This is a genomic window from Achromobacter sp. ACM05 (genome assembly GCF_019218915.1).
Taxonomy (GTDB): domain Bacteria; phylum Pseudomonadota; class Gammaproteobacteria; order Burkholderiales; family Burkholderiaceae_B; genus Achromobacter; species Achromobacter animicus.
The window spans coordinates 234,178-249,495 of record NZ_JAHUWQ010000003.1 but is presented as its reverse complement, the minus strand read 5'-3'; the positions used below and the strand labels follow the sequence as shown (position 1 = coordinate 249,495).

19 protein-coding genes are annotated in these 15,318 nt (G+C 65.4%); 9 read left to right on the top strand and 10 right to left on the bottom strand.

The window, feature by feature from the left end; genetic code table 11:
• Nucleotides 1-185 precede the first annotated feature (185 nt).
• Nucleotides 186-404 carry an endopeptidase gene (locus tag KW836_RS19475; protein ID WP_218344466.1) on the top strand — a complete coding sequence of 73 codons (219 nt, stop codon included), beginning with the start codon at nt 186-188 and terminating at the stop codon, nt 402-404.
• A gap of 116 nt (nt 405-520) precedes the next feature.
• Here the strand turns inward: KW836_RS19475 and bamC are convergent, their stop codons facing one another.
• The 4 genes from bamC to KW836_RS19455 form a co-directional block, all read right to left on the bottom strand.
• Complete coding sequence (gene bamC / locus KW836_RS19470; RefSeq protein ID WP_218344465.1) at nt 521-1,645, bottom strand: outer membrane protein assembly factor BamC; 1,125 nt, start codon at nt 1,643-1,645, stop codon at nt 521-523.
• 17 nt (nt 1,646-1,662) lie between these two features.
• Nucleotides 1,663-2,568, bottom strand: a complete 906-nt coding sequence (dapA, locus tag KW836_RS19465) for a 4-hydroxy-tetrahydrodipicolinate synthase (protein WP_175124281.1) — start codon at nt 2,566-2,568, stop codon at nt 1,663-1,665.
• 87 nt (nt 2,569-2,655) lie between these two features.
• A complete protein-coding gene (locus KW836_RS19460) occupies nt 2,656-3,303 on the bottom strand; it encodes a site-2 protease family protein (RefSeq protein ID WP_175124282.1) in 648 nt (215 codons plus the stop codon).
• Nucleotides 3,304-3,372: 69 nt separating this feature from the next.
• Nucleotides 3,373-3,999: an L-threonylcarbamoyladenylate synthase gene (locus tag KW836_RS19455; protein WP_175124283.1), complete on the bottom strand. Its 627-nt coding sequence runs from the start codon at nt 3,997-3,999 to the stop codon at nt 3,373-3,375.
• A gap of 85 nt (nt 4,000-4,084) precedes the next feature.
• Here KW836_RS19455 and KW836_RS19450 point away from each other — a divergent pair, with 85 nt between their 5' ends.
• From KW836_RS19450 to KW836_RS19440, 3 genes are all read left to right on the top strand, one after another.
• Nucleotides 4,085-4,936, top strand: coding sequence for a neutral zinc metallopeptidase (locus KW836_RS19450; RefSeq protein ID WP_218344464.1), 852 nt, complete (start codon nt 4,085-4,087; stop codon nt 4,934-4,936).
• Between the two features lie 267 nt (nt 4,937-5,203).
• The gene (locus tag KW836_RS19445) at nt 5,204-5,740 is read left to right on the top strand and encodes a hypothetical protein (protein WP_175124285.1); all 537 of its coding nucleotides are present in this window, start codon (nt 5,204-5,206) and stop codon (nt 5,738-5,740) included.
• Nucleotides 5,737-6,501, top strand: a complete 765-nt coding sequence (locus tag KW836_RS19440) for a DUF1828 domain-containing protein (protein WP_175124286.1) — start codon at nt 5,737-5,739, stop codon at nt 6,499-6,501. Before KW836_RS19445 ends, KW836_RS19440 begins: the two co-directional genes overlap by 4 nt.
• 19 nt (nt 6,502-6,520) lie before the next feature.
• On the opposite strand, the gene KW836_RS19435 is transcribed toward KW836_RS19440, so the two are convergent.
• The 3 genes from KW836_RS19435 to KW836_RS19425 all read right to left on the bottom strand — a co-directional run bounded on the left by KW836_RS19435 (nt 6,521) and on the right by KW836_RS19425 (nt 8,551).
• Entirely contained in the window at nt 6,521-6,796 is a 276-nt protein-coding gene (locus tag KW836_RS19435; RefSeq protein WP_175124287.1) for a hypothetical protein, read from the bottom strand.
• A 230-nt stretch (nt 6,797-7,026) separates the two neighbouring features.
• Nucleotides 7,027-7,683, bottom strand: coding sequence for an N-acetyltransferase (locus tag KW836_RS19430; protein WP_218344463.1), 657 nt, complete (start codon nt 7,681-7,683; stop codon nt 7,027-7,029).
• A gap of 139 nt (nt 7,684-7,822) precedes the next feature.
• Nucleotides 7,823-8,551: a helix-turn-helix transcriptional regulator gene (locus tag KW836_RS19425; RefSeq protein WP_218344462.1), complete on the bottom strand. Its 729-nt coding sequence runs from the start codon at nt 8,549-8,551 to the stop codon at nt 7,823-7,825.
• A 78-nt stretch (nt 8,552-8,629) separates the two neighbouring features.
• Between KW836_RS19425 and KW836_RS19420 the strand changes: the two genes are divergently transcribed.
• Entirely contained in the window at nt 8,630-9,985 is a 1,356-nt protein-coding gene (locus KW836_RS19420; protein ID WP_218344461.1) for an MFS transporter, read from the top strand.
• Between the two features lie 4 nt (nt 9,986-9,989).
• Here the strand turns inward: KW836_RS19420 and KW836_RS19415 are convergent, their stop codons facing one another.
• Both KW836_RS19415 and KW836_RS19410 read right to left on the bottom strand, forming a co-directional pair.
• Nucleotides 9,990-10,622, bottom strand: a complete 633-nt coding sequence (locus tag KW836_RS19415; protein ID WP_218344778.1) for an FMN-binding negative transcriptional regulator — start codon at nt 10,620-10,622, stop codon at nt 9,990-9,992.
• 132 nt (nt 10,623-10,754) lie between these two features.
• Nucleotides 10,755-10,949 carry a hypothetical protein gene (locus KW836_RS19410; RefSeq protein ID WP_175124291.1) on the bottom strand — a complete coding sequence of 65 codons (195 nt, stop codon included), beginning with the start codon at nt 10,947-10,949 and terminating at the stop codon, nt 10,755-10,757.
• A 232-nt stretch (nt 10,950-11,181) separates the two neighbouring features.
• Between KW836_RS19410 and KW836_RS19405 the strand changes: the two genes are divergently transcribed.
• The 4 genes from KW836_RS19405 to KW836_RS19390 all read left to right on the top strand — a co-directional run bounded on the left by KW836_RS19405 (nt 11,182) and on the right by KW836_RS19390 (nt 13,806).
• Complete coding sequence (locus KW836_RS19405; RefSeq protein ID WP_175138635.1) at nt 11,182-11,880, top strand: DUF3313 domain-containing protein; 699 nt, start codon at nt 11,182-11,184, stop codon at nt 11,878-11,880.
• Between the two features lie 117 nt (nt 11,881-11,997).
• A complete protein-coding gene (locus KW836_RS19400; protein WP_174245436.1) occupies nt 11,998-12,165 on the top strand; it encodes a hypothetical protein in 168 nt (55 codons plus the stop codon).
• The gene (locus KW836_RS19395; RefSeq protein ID WP_370633052.1) at nt 12,162-12,779 is read left to right on the top strand and encodes a YiiX family permuted papain-like enzyme; all 618 of its coding nucleotides are present in this window, start codon (nt 12,162-12,164) and stop codon (nt 12,777-12,779) included. The genes KW836_RS19400 and KW836_RS19395 overlap by 4 nt, the downstream gene beginning before the upstream one ends.
• 37 nt (nt 12,780-12,816) lie before the next feature.
• Complete coding sequence (locus KW836_RS19390; protein WP_218344460.1) at nt 12,817-13,806, top strand: DUF4105 domain-containing protein; 990 nt, start codon at nt 12,817-12,819, stop codon at nt 13,804-13,806.
• An 89-nt stretch (nt 13,807-13,895) separates the two neighbouring features.
• Here the strand turns inward: KW836_RS19390 and KW836_RS19385 are convergent, their stop codons facing one another.
• Nucleotides 13,896-15,290 (bottom strand): amidohydrolase family protein, encoded by a 1,395-nt coding sequence (locus KW836_RS19385; protein WP_255595989.1) that lies wholly within the window; start codon nt 15,288-15,290, stop codon nt 13,896-13,898.
• Nucleotides 15,291-15,318 lie beyond the last annotated feature (28 nt).

Below are 15,318 nucleotides of genomic sequence, written 5' to 3'. Positions count from 1 at the left end.
GAAAGAAATCAGGTCTGTAAGCCGGGTCACATCAAGAAAGACATAACACCAAGCTGAAAGGTTTGTTGCTTTTGGGATGCCACCGCTTTAACTTTCACACGCGATCGGCATGAACCTTCCTGTAGCCTGAATTCTGGTTTCCCCTAACGGGGTTTCAAGAGTCGTCATCTACAGGAGTTCAAATAATGATGAGCAAAACCTTGATTATTGCCTCGGTGCTGGCCGTTGCGCTCAGCGCTTGCAACAAGAAGGAAGATGCCCCGGCACCGGCGGCTAACCCCACTCCCGGCGCGACCACGCCCGCTCCTGGTGGCACACCGCCGGCATCGCCCGCGCCGACCCCTGGCACGACCCCCGGCACCGGTTCCACCACCCCGGGCGGCTCGACCACCCCCGCGTCGTAAATCTTCAGGCACGAACCCCCGCACTGAAAGACGCAAAAAAAACCCTGGCATGTCATGCCAGGGTTTTTTTGTGCCTTGCCGCGGCACGCTGAGCGTGCGCGGCAAGGTGGTTTCAATTACATCTTGTCCTTCAGGACGCTCAGCAGGCGCTGCGCCGTCGGGCTGTTGTCAGGCGAACCGTTGGCGTCCAGTACCGAGACGGTGGTCTGTTCGCCGTTGCCCACCAGGTGGATGCGGTACTGGGGCGCCTGCGCCTTCTTGTCGCCGGAGAACATGCGGCTGAAGAAGCCGGGCTGTTCGATCTTTTCGCCGGTGTCCGTGTCGACATAGCGAACGAAGTAGTCGCCAGCCGAACGGTCGCGGTCTTCGACGGCGAAGCCGCCGCCATCGAGCGCCACGCCGACACGGCGCCAGGCGCGGTCGAAGGATTCGCTGACGATGAGCGACGCGCCCTGTGCGCGGACGTCCTGCTGAACAGCCGGACGCTGCGGCGAGGCTTCCGCCTGCTGCACCAGCCTGCGGGCGTTGTCGACGTCGGTGCCCAGGTAAACCATCATGCGCGCCAGCATGGCGGCGTTCAGGCCCGGGTCTTCCTTGCCGTTCTGCCACTGCACCTGAGCGCCGTCGGAGCCGACGCGCTTCTCAAGCATCTGGCGGTGGCTGACATAGATTTCGGTGTGGCCGTTGACGCGTTCGACGCGGGTGCGGAATTTTTCGCGCTCGCCGCTATCCCAGGCCGTTTCCAGCACGGCGCCCAGGGCTTGGCGCAGCCAGCTTTCCGGGATCTTGGCGCGGTTCTCGGCCCAGTCCGTTTCGATCAGGCCGGCGCCGGGGTTGTTGGTGGCGACGGTAAAGCCGCTTTCGGTCCAGAAGTCGATCAGGCGGGGGAAGACCTGCTCGGGCGGACGGTCCACCACGAGCCAGCGCAGGTCGCCGTCGCGCTCGACACGCATGTCGGAGCGGCTGGGCAGCACGTTGCTGGTCTTCGGGGCGCTGGCCTGGGCCACGCCTTGCTGCTGGAACTCAGAGAAGGTGGTGGAGCCGGATGCCGGCGCGCGGTAGCGGGGGTCGCTGTTGGCTTGCGTCAGGTCGGGCGGAATGCTCAGGGGCTCTCCGCGTTGGTTCACTGCGCTCTTGTAGTCGACCGATTCTTCATTGCCCAGGAATTGGTTGACCTCGGAGCACCCGGCCAGCAACACCAGAGACATCAATGCCGACAAACCGGCATGACGCTTGTTCATACGTTTCCTCACGATATTTAGAGCAGTCCCGTTTCCTGGAGCGCGTTGCGCACCGTTGCGTGATGCGGCGCGCTCAGTTCGACCAGTGGCAGTCGGTAGCCAAGCGCGCTGCGGCCCATTTCGGCCAACGCCCACTTGACGGGGATGGGGTTGGCTTCAACGAACAAAGCCTTGTTCAGACGCGCCAGGAACGCGTTAAGTTCACGGACCTTCGGCACGTCGCCCGCAAGGGCGGCGGCACAGAGGTCGCGCATGAGCTTGGGCGCCACGTTGGCCGTGACGGAAATGTTGCCGCGCGCCCCCAGCAGGATCAGGGCGGCCGCGGTGGGATCGTCGCCGCTGAAGACCTGGAAGCTGGCAGGCGCCTCGCGGAGGAGCAGGCCGCCGCGGGCGATGTCGCCAGTGGCGTCCTTGATGCCGATGATGCCCGGCACCTGCGCCAGACGCAGGATCGTGTCGTTGCTCATGTCGGCAACGGTACGGCCCGGCACGTTGTACAGGATGGTGGGCAGGTCGACGGCTTCCGCGATGGTGCGGAAGTGGCGGTACAGGCCTTCTTGCGACGGCTTGTTGTAGTAAGGCACGACCGACAAGCCCGCGTGAGCGCCGACCGCCTTGGCGTGGCGCGTCAGGTGGATGGCTTCGTCGGTGGAGTTGGCGCCCACGCCAGCAATGACCGGAATGCGGCCGGCGGCGTGTTCGACGGCAACGCGGATCAGTTCCGCGTGTTCTTCCATGGAGACCGTGGGCGACTCCCCGGTGGTGCCCACCACCACCAGCGCGTCGGTGCCTTCCTGGACGTGCCAGTCGATCAACGACCGGTAGGCAGCGTAGTCCAGGCTGCCGTCGGGTTGCATTGGGGTGACCAGGGCCACCATGCTGCCCTGGAAATTAACGCCTGCGGCGGTAGCAGGGGATGCCATAGATTCGGGCTCCAAAACCCCGCGGCGGGATTGCCCCAGGGCCTGATTCAGTGAAACCGCTGAGTTTAACGGATATTGGGGGGAATCTTACAGAAACCACTGAACGATTGTCGTTCCCAGCCCGAGCACCGGTTGCATCAATAACCAGAGCACATCGGTGACCAAAAGCACAATGACGATGATCAAGCCATACGGCTCGATTTTCGAGTATTGCCAGGCCAGACGATTGGGCAGCAGGCTGAACAGGATGCGTCCGCCGTCCAGCGGCAGGATGGGCAGCAAGTTCAGCGCCATCAGCACGAGGTTGACGTTGACGCCCGCCACAGCCATTTCGAACCAGAAGCTTTCGTGCAGGCCGCTTTCCATGAACAGACGCAGCGACAGCGCCCACAGGATGGCCATGAACATATTGGCAGCCGGACCGGCCAGCGCCACCCAGGCCATGTCCTTTTTGGGACGGCGCAGGCGGCCGAAGTCGACGGGAACCGGCTTGGCCCAGCCGAAGAGCAGCATGGAGCCGCCAATCAGCTTGGAGGCCAGCAGGATGGCGACCGGCACCAGCAGCGTGCCGACGGGGTCGATGTGCCGCGCCGGATTCAGGCTGACCCGTCCGGCCTGGTAGGCGGTCGGATCGCCCAACATGCGCGCCACGTAGCCGTGCGCGGCCTCGTGCAGGGTGATGGCGAAGATAACCGGTATCGCGTAGACCGCAATGGTTTGGATGATGTCATTCATGGCGAACCGGATTGTAGATGAGCCACGCCCGCGCGCGGCACGTCTCGTGCATCGAGGCGAGGGGTGAAATCAGACAAGTCCGAGCGTGGCGGGATCGCCGCGGCCCAGGCGCACGACAACCGGCTCGTCGGCCGTGAGGTCGATCACCGTGGTGGGCGCCTGCGGGCAGGCGCCTGCATCGATGATGGCGGCCAGATCGTGGTCGTAGCGCTCGCGGATTTCTTCGGCGTCGTTCAACGCCTCGGTTTCATCCTTGGGAATGAGCGTCGTGGACAGGAGCGGCGAGCCCGCCTGTTCCAGCAAGCCCAGGAGGACGGCGTGATCCGGCACGCGGATGCCGATGGTCTTGCGCGATGGGTGCGATACGCGCCGCGGGACTTCCTTGGTGGCCTCGAGGATGAAGGTCCAGGGACCAGGGGTCGCGGCTTTCAGCAGGCGGTACTGCTTGTTGTCGACGCGGGCGAAGTGGCCGATTTCAGCCAGGTCGCGGCATAGAAGCGTGAGGTGGTGGCGTTCGTCGAGTCCGCGCAGGCGGCGCAGCCCGTCGGCGGCGCTTTTGTCGTCCAGGCGGGCGACGACGGCATAACTGGAGTCGGTGGGCACAGCCACCAGGCCCCCGTCATTAAGCCATTGCGCGGCTTGCTTGAGCAGCCGCGGCTGGGGATTTGCTGGGTGGACGGAGAAGTACAAAGCCATGGGTTTATCCTAACATCCTTGAAGGCCGCTCAATTGCGCGGCGATGCAAAATGGCGGTATCGCCGATCCGCCCCGGAGAACGAATATGCGCCTTGGAAATTCGCGCCAGAGCAACAATGTGGAAGACCGCCGGTCGGGCGGCCCGCGAATCGGTGGCCGCGGCACCATCGGCATAGGCACGATAGTACTTGCCCTTGTCGCAATGTACTTCGGCGTGGATCCCCGCGTGGTCCTGGACATGGCCGAGGGGCCGGCGATGCAGGAGCAGGCGCCCGCCACGGCCCCGCCGGCCAACGATCCGCAGGCCGTCTTCGTGTCCAAGGTGCTGGGCGAAACCGAGGACGTGTGGAACGCGATCTTCCAGAAGGAACTGAACCGCCAGTACGTCGAACCCAAGCTGGTGCTCTTTCGCGGCGCCACGCCGACGGCCTGCGGCACCGGCCAATCGGCCATGGGGCCCTTCTACTGCCCGGGCGACAGCAAGGTCTATATAGACCTGTCGTTCTTCGACGAGCTGCAGAACCGGTTCAAGGCGCCGGGCGATTTCGCGCAGGCGTATGTGATCGCGCATGAAGTCGGCCATCATGTGCAGCACCTGCTGGGCATTTCGGACCAGGTTGACCAACTGCGCCGTCGCAACCCATCGCAGGCCAATGCGCTGTCGGTGCGGCTGGAGCTGCAGGCGGACTGCTTTGCCGGCCTGTGGGCGCAGCGCGCCGATGCGGCGCGCAACATTCTTGAAGGCGGCGACGTCGAAGAAGCGCTGGCAGCGGCCACCGCCATCGGCGACGACCGGCTGCAGAAGCAGAGCCAGGGCTACGTGGTGCCCGATGCCTTCACGCACGGCAGTTCCGCGCAGCGCGTGCGGTGGTTCAAGCGCGGCCTGGAAAGCGGCAGCATCAAGCAGTGCGACACGTTTGGTGCGACATCGCTGTGACGGCGGAGTCGCGCTGGGCGTCGGCACCGGCACCGGCACCGGCACCGGCATCGGCGTCGGCGTCGGCGTCGGCATGTCATCATTCCAGGCCGGCCGCCCGCCTGACTGTATATCCATACAGTCAGCCCACCCCTACCGTCTTCATCTTGTAAGATTACGCCCCCTCGCAATGCTGCGCGCGCGTGTTTATCTCCGCGGCGCGGCGGGCGCAGCGCACGCCACTCGCAGGTTTGCCCACGCGCCCTCCAAGACCCTTTATCTGTTTCCATGGCCAACAAGTTCGAACCGCTAATCACCGTTGATGAGGTGCAAGAGATTCTTGCCGAACCCAAGGAAACCGCGAAGCCCATCGTCTGGGTCCCGAAGCCGGCGGCGGGCAGCGCGCAGTGGATGGAGTTCAGCAGCCCTTGCAAGATCAAGGGCGACGTGCGCGAGGACGTGATCTTTCGCGTCATGTACCGGGGCGCCCGCACCGCCGTGCACGGCCAGGCCACCATCTTTCTGACGGAAGCGTTCTGTGCCAGCCTGTTCGTCGGGCCGCACCGGGTGTACGGGGTGGACACCGACGACTCGTTTCACACCAGCCTGGTGGGCGCGGACCGGCCGCAGTACCGCAAGCCGCTGGCCGACCGCAGCCATGAGCACATCTGGGTCGAGGAAGGCGAAGGCTATGCCGAGCCCGTCGTGCCCGCGCTGGACACCATCGCGGCGCTGATGCAGTATTTCCTGCCGCGAGCGAACCTGACGCTGGCCGGCGGCTTTGCGCATCCCCTCAAAGGCCGCCAAATCGAACTGATCCTATGAGCAATTTTCTGGAAGCCTCCGGCTGGACCGTCCTGCCGGCGGGCGAACACGCCATCCGCGCCGTGTCTCCCATGACGCTGGGCCTTGACGGCCAGCACGCGGCCTTTTTCATCGCGCATCCGGACGAGTCGTCGTTCTACCTGACCGACGCCTGTGAGACCGCGATGCACGCGTCGAGCTTCGGCATCGAGGTAGCGGCCAAGCGCATCGACATCCTGAACGAGACGCCGGGCGTCACCCTCGCCCACTTCGACCGGTCGGGCGCCATCGTGGCGTCGGGCCCGAACGAACAGTTGCAGGAAGCGCTATGGGACGCGGTAAAGCTGGCGATGGCCCTGTCGTTTCAGTGCGCGAAGTGGATGCCGCGTTTCAGCCAGCTGCGCTTCCGCGCCCAGGTGGGACGCGCGCTGGCCGAAGGCGTGGGCGTGAACCGCATGGTCAAAGGTGCGCGCGCCAAGGGCAGCAGCGGTCACACGGCGGACTTCGCGTACGCGGTGCGTGCGGCGGGCAGCACCGCCCTCACCTACATCGAGCCCATCGCCCTGAAGGCGGGCAAGAAGATGGACTGGACGCAGGTCTATCAGACCCACGGCAAGATGTCGGACGTGAAGATGGCCGATGCGCGCAACTCGCGCATGGTGATTCTGGAAGACGGCGCGTCGGCCGAGGAATTCAAGAAGGCCGTGACGATCCTGGAGCAGTCCGCCACCGTGCAGACGCTGGCCAAGACGCGCGACTGGCGCGAAGTGTTTTCGACGTAGCCGCCAAAAGGCAGGCGGGTCAGGACGGCAGATTGGTCAGGCCGTCCACGATTTCGCGGCCATGCAGAATGGCCGCATGGACGGCCTCGCGCGGGCTGTAGACAAAGCCGCCGCCGGCAAATTGCGGTACGGGGTATTCGTCGCCGCCTTCAAGGATGGCGCCTGCCTGCACGACCATCACCGATGCGATGAAGACAGGGCCGCTGGATTGCGCCGGAACTTCGATAGCGCCGCTGCCCCGGGAAACCTTGGCCGTGAGGCGGTATCCCTTGTAGATCAAGTTGTTCTGATGCACTTCGGTAGTCCTCTATCTGCCGTCGAGCATACTCCGTGATTCGATGACAATCCGGATAAGTTTTGTAACCCAAGCAGAAAATAGAAACACTGTTGCGCTGCCGCAAGCGCGTCCCCGTTTCTCAACCGCTGGGAAACAAAATGGCCATTTTGCCAAGAGTCAGCGTAGACGCGGCTTGCGGGGCTGCACCGCCATTTAGCGGTGCAGCATCAATAGCGGTTTCCGGGGATTTACCCTAGGCCCTGTTGCGAAAGTGCATCCTGGGACACTTTCATCCCTGTCACGCGCATGTAATCGTCCAGCCGCCAGCCTTTACCGAGCAGGATCATGCGGGTATGCAGGTCGTCCCGCACGGCCGGACTGACCTCACTTCCCAGATACGTAAGCTGCTTGCTGCGCAGGTCCACGAAGCCCAGCACATAATCGCGCGCCAGCCCCATCCACAAACGATGCGCACCCACCGACTGGCGGGCGCCGCTCAGGATGCACAAACCCGCATCCAGCGCCCAGCGGTACACCGCGGTGGCCAGTCCCATGCCCTGGTAAGGGGCGGCGTACTTGGAATGCGGGGCGCGCACGTAGGGATCGGCGCGGCGCCCCACTTCGATCAGGCGGTTGAAGACGGTATAACCCGCCAGCCGGCCGCGCCGCACGTCCACCACATACACGTAATACTCGCCGTCGGCCTCGCGGTAGCGAAGCACGATGCCAGGGATATCGGTCTTGACCTCCGGCAATCCATGCAGGCGGTCCATCGGACGATTCATGCGGTTGTGGATGGCATCGAGTTCCTTGTCGACCTCTTCGGGACTATGGTTAACGTCGATGCGCAATTCCGTCACGATCGACATGACGTGACGGAACGCGTGCAGGGCCAGCGTAGGCAAGGCCACCTCCTGTACAGGGTTGAGAAGCTGTCCGCGAGGGACGGGACGTAAAAAAAGCCGCATCCGCGGCTTGAAAGATTGTGTGCGGGTGCACCGCCGTATGGGGCGGTATGGATGAGGCGAGGCGCGGAGGAAGCGATCAGGCTGCTGCATGCGCGTCCCGTTGGGCGGCGGGTTGGTCGCCGGCAAGACCGAAGAAGGCCGGAAACTGGCGTTCGCCCTTGGCCGTGATGCGCAACGCGCGTGAGTCCAGATCCTTGCTGATCCAGCCGCGCGCCAAGAGCGCATCGAGCAGCGCGGCGCCCAGTGCGCCTCCCAGATGCGAGCGCCGCTCGCTCCAATCCAGGCACGCGCAGGCAAAGCGGCGGCGGCGCTGGCGCGCTTGCGGGGCATCAACGCCCACCTGCGCGAGCGACGCCTCGCCCAGCGGCGTCAGCAGATAGTCGCGGCCGTCCGGCGTCAACCAGTGCCGGGCCAGCATCGCATCGTGAATATGCACGGCCAGCGTGCCAGCCATGTGGTCATAGCAGGTGCGGCTGTCGCGCAGCGCGGAAGGCGTGGTCGGCTTGAACGGGGCGCGGTCGGCGCCCGCCACTACCAACAGCGCCTCCAGCGCGTGGCCGACGTCGCCGCTCGCCAGCCGGTAGTAGCGATGCTTGCCCTGCACGGCCATTTCGACCAGACCCTGATCGCGCAGACGCTGGAAATGGCTGCTGGCTGTGGACGCGCCGATGTCGGCGGCAGCGGCCAATTCCGTGGCGGTGCGCGCGCGGCCGTCCAGCAGCACGCATAGCATGCGCGCCCGCGCGGGATCGGCAATGGCGCCCGCCACGGCGGACAAGTTGATGTCGGCGAACTCGGAATCCATGATTCGGTATGGACCAAAGTGTTGTGTGCAGGACGTAAGCATACTTCGACTCAACGAAAACAACATCCTCGCCATCCCATGCCTGCTTCCCCTTCCTTTTTCGGCTGGAAAGTCCTCTACGCCACCTTCATGCTCGCCATCTTCGGCTGGGGCGTCGGCTTTTACGGGCCGCCGGTCTTCCTGCATGCCGTCGTCCAGCGCACCGGCTGGAGCGTCGGGCTGGTGTCGGGCGCGGTAACCCTGCATTTTCTGGCGGGCACGGTGGTGGTGGCCAATCTGCCGCGTCTGTACCGGCGCATCGGCGTCGCCCGCACGACCGCAGGCGGCGCGGCGCTGTTGGCGCTGGGCGTGGCGGGATGGGCGGTGGCGCAGGCGCCGTGGCAGCTTTATGCCGCCGCAGTGGTCAGCGGAATGGGCTGGGTCACGCTGGGTGCGGCAGCCGTCAACGCGCTGATTGCCCCGTGGTTCGTGCGGCGGCGACCCGCCGCGCTGGGCATGGCGTACAACGGCGCCAGCGTCGGCGGCATCATCTTTTCGCCGCTATGGGTGTTCCTGATTGCGCAGGCCGGCTTCGCGCAGGCAGCCCTGTGGGTTGGCATTGCGATGGTCGCCGTCATTGCCGTGCTGTCGCACAAGGTGTTCAAGGTGACCCCACAGCAAATCGGCCAGGCGCCGGACGGAGATTTGTCGGGCGGCGTGCCGTCGGGCGGCGTCCCGTCGGGCGGCTCATCGTCGGCCGGCTCATCGTCGGGCGGCATCCAATCTAGCGGCACGCCCCCGGCCACCGCCCCATCGCGCGCCGCGCAAGAAAGCGCCGCACCGCCCACGCCAACACTTGCGATCAAGCTGCGCCAAGACCGGGCGTTCGTGACGCTGGCCGCCGGCATGGCATTGGGGCTGTTCGCCCAGATCGGTTTGATCGCGCACCTGCTGTCACTGCTGGCGCCGATCTTGGGTGCGCAGACGGCAGGCCTGGCGATGGGACTGGCAACGGCCAGCGCCATCGCCGGCCGCTCGCTCGTCGGCTGGCTGATGCCGCCAGGGGCCGACCGCCGCAAGATAGCCTGCGCGGCATACGCCGTGCAGATTGCGGGATCGCTGGTGCTGATGCTGGCCGCCGACCATGCGTGGGCGCTGTGGACGGGCGTCGTGCTGTTCGGGTCGGGCATCGGCAACGCCACGTCGCTGCCGCCGCTGATCGCGCAGACGGAATTTGGCCGCGAGCAGGCGGCACGCGTGGTGCCGCTGATCGTCGCGCTGTCGCAAGGCGCGTATGCCTTTGCGCCCGCGGCATTCGGCGCGCTGCGCACGTGGCTGCAGCCTTCGGGATTGACGCTTCCCGGCTTCCTGGCTGCGGCCGCCCTGCTGCAAGCCGCGGCCATCGCATGCTTTGCGGCCGGCCGGGGCGCGCACGCCAAGCGCGGCGCGCCCTGATGCCTCAGGCGCCTTTGCCGCGCCGGGCCACCAGGCCGGCCATGACCGCGTCGCCGCGTTCGCTGACCAGCCCTTCGGCGACGCCCTCGCGATCCGCCGCGTTGCGGTTCTGGCTGACCTTCCACTTGCCTTCGATACGGGCAATGGGGATCTCGACGCCGATAATGGCGCGCATCTGCGCGGCAATGAAATCGGCGGGCGCCTCGTCCACGCGCCACGGCTGGACGCGCGCCTTTTCCTGGCTGTCGGTCAGCGCCTCAAGCTGCGCGCGCAGCCAGGCCGGATCGCCCTGGATCACCGGCGTGCCCCACACGTGCACGGCCACGAAGTTCCAGGTCGGCACGACCTTGTGCGTTTCCGCCTTGGTCGCGTACCAGGACGGCGTGATGTAAGCCTGCGCGCCATGAAAAGCCACCAGACACTCACGTCCCGCGGCCAGCTCGGCCAACTGCGGATTGGCGCGCGCCACGTGCAGGCGCAGGACGCCATGCTCGCCTTCGGGATACAGCAGACAGGGGATGTGATTCGCCATCAATCCGCCCTCTCCGCTGGTGAAGACAACCCCCAGCGGGTGGGCGCGGATGAACTCGTGCTGGATTTCCAGCGAATCTTCGCGAAAAGCGGACGGCAGGTACATGGCAGGCGCGATCAGTAGGACGGAAACCGACAACATACCGCGCGCGTGGCACCACTGAAAGAGCCACACAACCTGCCTTTCATGGAGCCATGCGCGGCGCACACCCGGAACACCGCCCGTGCCCGGCTTGCCCTATTGCCGGGATCGACCGTACGCCGCGTTCATGCGCTCGCGAGCCTGCGTTTCATGCGCGAAAGCGCGGTCGTAGTTTTCCAGGCACCCTGCCGTGGGATTGGGCCACTGGATTGCAGCGATTGCGTCGGTCAGTTCGTCACGTGCCCGCTGCCATTCCTTGACGGCGGCATACCATTCGTTGGCGGTGTCCATAGATACTCTCCCCCTTCTATGTGCACAGGCCAATCGTAGCGCTGGCAAACACCAGCGAGACAGCGTTTTCGCGTGGCCAGATGGATGATGTGGCGGCGACGCAGCGATGCATTGCGCGAGCGAAAAAATTGCCGCGCCGCGCCGCGGTTCAGGCAGATAATTCCCAGCAAGGATCGTGCCGGTTTTGCGCCTGCCTGCCGCGGGCGCCGTTTTTCTGACAAGGGAAAAAGCCATGAAGCCCAACCTCGCACTGCGCGCGGCCTGCTGCGCGCTCATCGGACTGGCCGGCTGCACCAATTTGCCCAAGGCCAAGGACTATTCCACCGCGCTCGGCGAACCGCAAAGCCAGCTTCAGCAGGATCCCAATTGGAGCGGCGGCCGCATCTGGGTCAGGCCGGGTCCGCCGATCGGCAGCCAGTTCGACAAGAAGCTGCTCATGGAAGACGTCACCTACATTCCGGGCGACCGGCCGGACGAGCTGGACTTCCGTGACGACGCCGAGATGCGCCAGCGCGTGCTGGCCTACATGAACGCGGCCCTGCGCCGGGAGTTCACGCAGGCGGGCTATCAGCTGATCTCCGCGCCAGCCCCGCGCTCGGTGCGGCTGCGCGCCGCCATCACCGGCACCTTCCGCAACGACCGCGATCCGCGGCCCGGCGAGTATGTGCCCATTGGTTATGTGCTGGGCCAGACTGCCAAGGCTGCAGGCCTGCGCGACCAGTCGGCGCGGCTGCTGATCGAAGCATCGGCGCGCGATGCCACCACCAACCAATTGCTGATCGCGTCGTTGGGCGCAGTCACAGGCAGCAATTTGCCGGAAAACCGCAAGCCCACCGCCGCCGACGTGCAAAGCGCCATCGACGACTGGGCGCGCCGGGTCCGCGAGCAGTTCGACCGCATCTGGGTCGGCGAAATACCCAAGACCAAATGACGCGCGGCGGACATTTTCCGCCTTCATATCACGATGTGATGAATATTGACGTCAACCCTCACTTACCCAGGGCCGCCGGCTAATGCTACTGTTCCGCCTGTGCAAGGAGTACATGCAATGGATCAGAAAACGAAGCCCTGGGCATTTCCCAAACCCCACCCCGAAAACACGCCACGCGGCGAACGCAACAAACAAGAGTTCGACACGCCGCCCAAGGAAGAAAAACCCGCGGCCAAACCGCGCGCCAAAAAGCAGACGCCTGCGACCGGGCGGGCGCGCCCGTGAGGCTGGCGGCAAAGGTCTGTACGGCAGCGCTGGCGGCGCTGTCAACGCTGTCCATGGCCGCCGCCGCCGCGCCCGACATCCAGACGGGCGACATGGTGTTCCAGCAGTCCCGGTCAGCGCAAAGCCTGGCCATCCAGCAAGCCACGCACTCGCCCTACAGCCACATGGGCATGATCGTGACGCGCCAAGGCCAGCCCTACGTGCTTGAGGCCGCGGCGCGCGTCAGCTACACCCCCCTCTCTCAATGGACCGCGCAAGGCGAGCGCGGCCATTACGTCGTCAAGCGGCTGCGCGACACTTCCCTGCTGACGCCCGACGCGCGCGATCGGCTGGCGAAGGCGGGCGCCGCTTACGTCGGCAAGCCCTACGATCTGGTATTCGCCTGGTCGGACGATCAGATCTACTGCTCCGAACTGGTGTGGAAAATCTATCAGCGCGTACTGGGCGTGAAGGTCGGCGCGCTGGCGCCGCTGAAAAGCTTCGATCTCGCCTCGCCTGCCGTGCAGGCCAAGATGCGGGAACGCTACGGCAAGAACATTCCGTGGGAAGAACCCATCATCTCCCCGGCCGCCATGTTCGAGTCCGACCAACTGGTCACGGTAGGCACCTTCTGATTGCAGTGCGCGGCGCAACCGCCGTCCAAGGAGCGCAATGACGGTTTCCATCCTGCTGGGCATCGCCATTGCGCTGGAAACGGGCTGGGGTGCGCTGGCATTGTGGATCCGCGCGCCGCTTTCATCGGCATGGAAATTGGTCGCAGTGCTGGCGTGGGTGATGTTGGCATTGGCGGCCATCGCCGGGCTGGTATGGCCGCGTTGGTGGCCGGGCCTGGTTCTGCATGGCGCGGCGCTAGCCGTTCTGCTCGTGTGGTGGCTGCGCATCCGCCCGTCCAACGACCGCCCCTGGCTTGCCGAAGTCGCCCGCCAAACCCACGGCGTCGTCAATGGCAACACCGTCACGCTGCACAACGTACGCAACTTCGACTGGCGTTCGCGCACCGACTTCACGCCCCGCTGGGAAACCCGTCGTTATGCGCTGGACACGCTGCAATCGGTGGACGTGGCCCTGTCGTATTGGGGCCGTCCCGCCATCGCCCACGCGCTGGTGTCGTTCGGGTTTGGCGACGACGATCACGTGGTGTTCTCGGTTGAAATCCGGCGCAAGCAGGGCGACCGGTTTTCCGAGATCGGCGGATTTTTCAAGCAGTACGAACTGAGCGTGATCGCCTCGACCGAAGCGGACAGCCTGCGGGTGCGCACCAACGTGCGCGGCGAAGACAGCTACCTGTACCGTATCCACATGCCCGAGGGCGCGGAGCGCGAACTCTTCGTAGCCTACGTCGACGCCGCCAACCGCCTCCGGACAACACCCCGCTTCTATCACACGCTCACGGCAAACTGCACCACCATCGTCTTCCAGATGGCCCGGCGCATCGTGCCCGGATTGCCGATGGATTACCGCCAGCTTCTGTCAGGCTACCTGCCGGAATACCTGTACAAGCTGGACGCCCTGCGCGGGGCCGGCAGCGCCGCAGAGTACCGGCGCCGCGGCCGCTATACGGACCGCGCCCGCGCCACCACCGACCCGGCCGAATTCTCCCGCAACATCCGGCAGGGTGTACCCGGCATCGCGCCTGAATGAGCCTGGTCCACGGCTCCGTCTAGGGAACGCCGGCCTCGGCCATGCGTCACGCGCCGGAACTCCGCGAGCCCCGCCAGCGGACGCCTCGCTCAACGGACGGGCACTGCATCCTTGTAGATGACGCCATCCTTCATGATGACCAGGAAGTTCTTGTCCGGATCGCCGATCAGCTTGATGTCCTGGATCGGGTCGCCATCGACCAGCAGCAGGTCGGCAAGCGCGCCTTCGCGCACGACACCCAGATCGCCGCGGTAGGGGTTGCGCTTGCCCGACAGTTTCAGCAGCTCCGCGTTCGTGCCGGTTGCCATGATGAGCGTCTGCGCCGGCGTGTACCACCGCGTCAGGCTTGCCAGGATGCGGCCCTGCTGCTCGGCCAACTGGCTTGAAAACAGGATGTCCGTGCCGAACGCGGTCTTGAGCTTGTGCTTGATCGCCAGCTGGTAGGTCCGGTCGGTCCCGGCAAAGACCTCCTGCGCCTTTTGCCATTGATCCGATCCTCGCGGAAAGGCGTCGGCCAGTTCGTCCGGAAAGGGCTGCGTGCTCAGCCACACGCCCGCGCGCGCCATTAGCTCGGCCGTTTCCTCGTCCATCATGCTGCCGTGCTCGATGCTCTGCACGCCCGCCTTGATGGCGCGCTGGATGGCGGTGGGCGTGTAGGCGTGCACCGCCACATACGTACCCCAGTCCGTCGCGGCATCCACCGCCGCGCGCAACTCCGGTTCGGTGAACGTCACCACGTCCAGCGGGCTGTGCGGTGACGACACCCCTCCACCGCCGGTCAGCTTGATCTGCGTCGCGCCCTGCATGAGCTGTTCGCGCGTGCGAAGGCGCACTTCGTCGGGGCTGTCGGCGATCGTGCTATCGCCGGACAGATCGTGCCGCGAGCCCGGCGCGCCCAGGGTGCGCGGCAGGTCCGCCATCGAGCGGAAGTCACCATGCCCGCTGGTCACGCTGATCATCGCGCCGGACGGATAGATGCGCGGACCGGGGATCACGCCCTGGTCCACCGCCAGCTTCAGGCTGAAGGCCGAGCCGCCCAGGTCACGCACCGTGGTGAAGCCGCGCATCAGCGTCTTCTTTGCCTCGACGCCCGCGACGATGTTCAGGTAAGTGGGATCCTGCGTCATCGCCACCGCCAGCGGCACGCCCACGAACATGCTGTGCCAATGCATGTCGATCAGCCCGGGCATCAGCGTGCGGCCGCCGCCATCGATGACGCGGGCGCCGTCTGCCGCGATCTTGTCCCGCGACACTTTCTCGATGACGTTGCCGTGAACCAGAACACTGCTCGCCGGGCTCAGGTCGCCGGACACGCCGTCGAAGATGCGCACGTTTTCAAACAAAATCCGCGAATCCGCCGCGGCCTGCGCGGTCGGCGGCGGCGCCGTGGCATCCGGCGCCGCAGGCAAGCTATGAGAATGCGCCAGCGAAGCGCCAAGAAGCAGCGATGCCGCCGTGAATGCAATGCCAGTCCTGACAAACATGATCGAACCTCCGGATGGGGTCATCCGC

What these genes read in the sequence shown, in the direction of transcription:
- KW836_RS19420 (WP_218344461.1), top strand. Translation starts at nt 8,630, where the DNA reads ATGCCTGCTTCCCCTTCCTTTTTCGGCTGGAAAGTCCTCTACGCCACC.
- KW836_RS19405 (WP_175138635.1), top strand. Translation starts at nt 11,182, where the DNA reads ATGAAGCCCAACCTCGCACTGCGCGCGGCCTGCTGCGCGCTCATCGGA.
- KW836_RS19445 (WP_175124285.1), top strand. Translation starts at nt 5,204, where the DNA reads ATGGCCAACAAGTTCGAACCGCTAATCACCGTTGATGAGGTGCAAGAG.
- KW836_RS19440 (WP_175124286.1), top strand. Translation starts at nt 5,737, where the DNA reads ATGAGCAATTTTCTGGAAGCCTCCGGCTGGACCGTCCTGCCGGCGGGC.
- KW836_RS19415 (WP_218344778.1), bottom strand. Translation starts at nt 10,622, where the DNA reads ATGTACCTGCCGTCCGCTTTTCGCGAAGATTCGCTGGAAATCCAGCAC.
- KW836_RS19410 (WP_175124291.1), bottom strand. Translation starts at nt 10,949, where the DNA reads ATGGACACCGCCAACGAATGGTATGCCGCCGTCAAGGAATGGCAGCGG.
- KW836_RS19450 (WP_218344464.1), top strand. Translation starts at nt 4,085, where the DNA reads ATGCGCCTTGGAAATTCGCGCCAGAGCAACAATGTGGAAGACCGCCGG.
- bamC (WP_218344465.1), bottom strand. Translation starts at nt 1,645, where the DNA reads ATGAACAAGCGTCATGCCGGTTTGTCGGCATTGATGTCTCTGGTGTTG.
- KW836_RS19390 (WP_218344460.1), top strand. Translation starts at nt 12,817, where the DNA reads ATGACGGTTTCCATCCTGCTGGGCATCGCCATTGCGCTGGAAACGGGC.
- KW836_RS19385 (WP_255595989.1), bottom strand. Translation starts at nt 15,290, where the DNA reads ATGTTTGTCAGGACTGGCATTGCATTCACGGCGGCATCGCTGCTTCTT.
- KW836_RS19475 (WP_218344466.1), top strand. Translation starts at nt 186, where the DNA reads ATGATGAGCAAAACCTTGATTATTGCCTCGGTGCTGGCCGTTGCGCTC.
- KW836_RS19460 (WP_175124282.1), bottom strand. Translation starts at nt 3,303, where the DNA reads ATGAATGACATCATCCAAACCATTGCGGTCTACGCGATACCGGTTATC.
- KW836_RS19400 (WP_174245436.1), top strand. Translation starts at nt 11,998, where the DNA reads ATGGATCAGAAAACGAAGCCCTGGGCATTTCCCAAACCCCACCCCGAA.
- dapA (WP_175124281.1), bottom strand. Translation starts at nt 2,568, where the DNA reads ATGGCATCCCCTGCTACCGCCGCAGGCGTTAATTTCCAGGGCAGCATG.
- KW836_RS19455 (WP_175124283.1), bottom strand. Translation starts at nt 3,999, where the DNA reads ATGGCTTTGTACTTCTCCGTCCACCCAGCAAATCCCCAGCCGCGGCTG.
- KW836_RS19425 (WP_218344462.1), bottom strand. Translation starts at nt 8,551, where the DNA reads ATGGATTCCGAGTTCGCCGACATCAACTTGTCCGCCGTGGCGGGCGCC.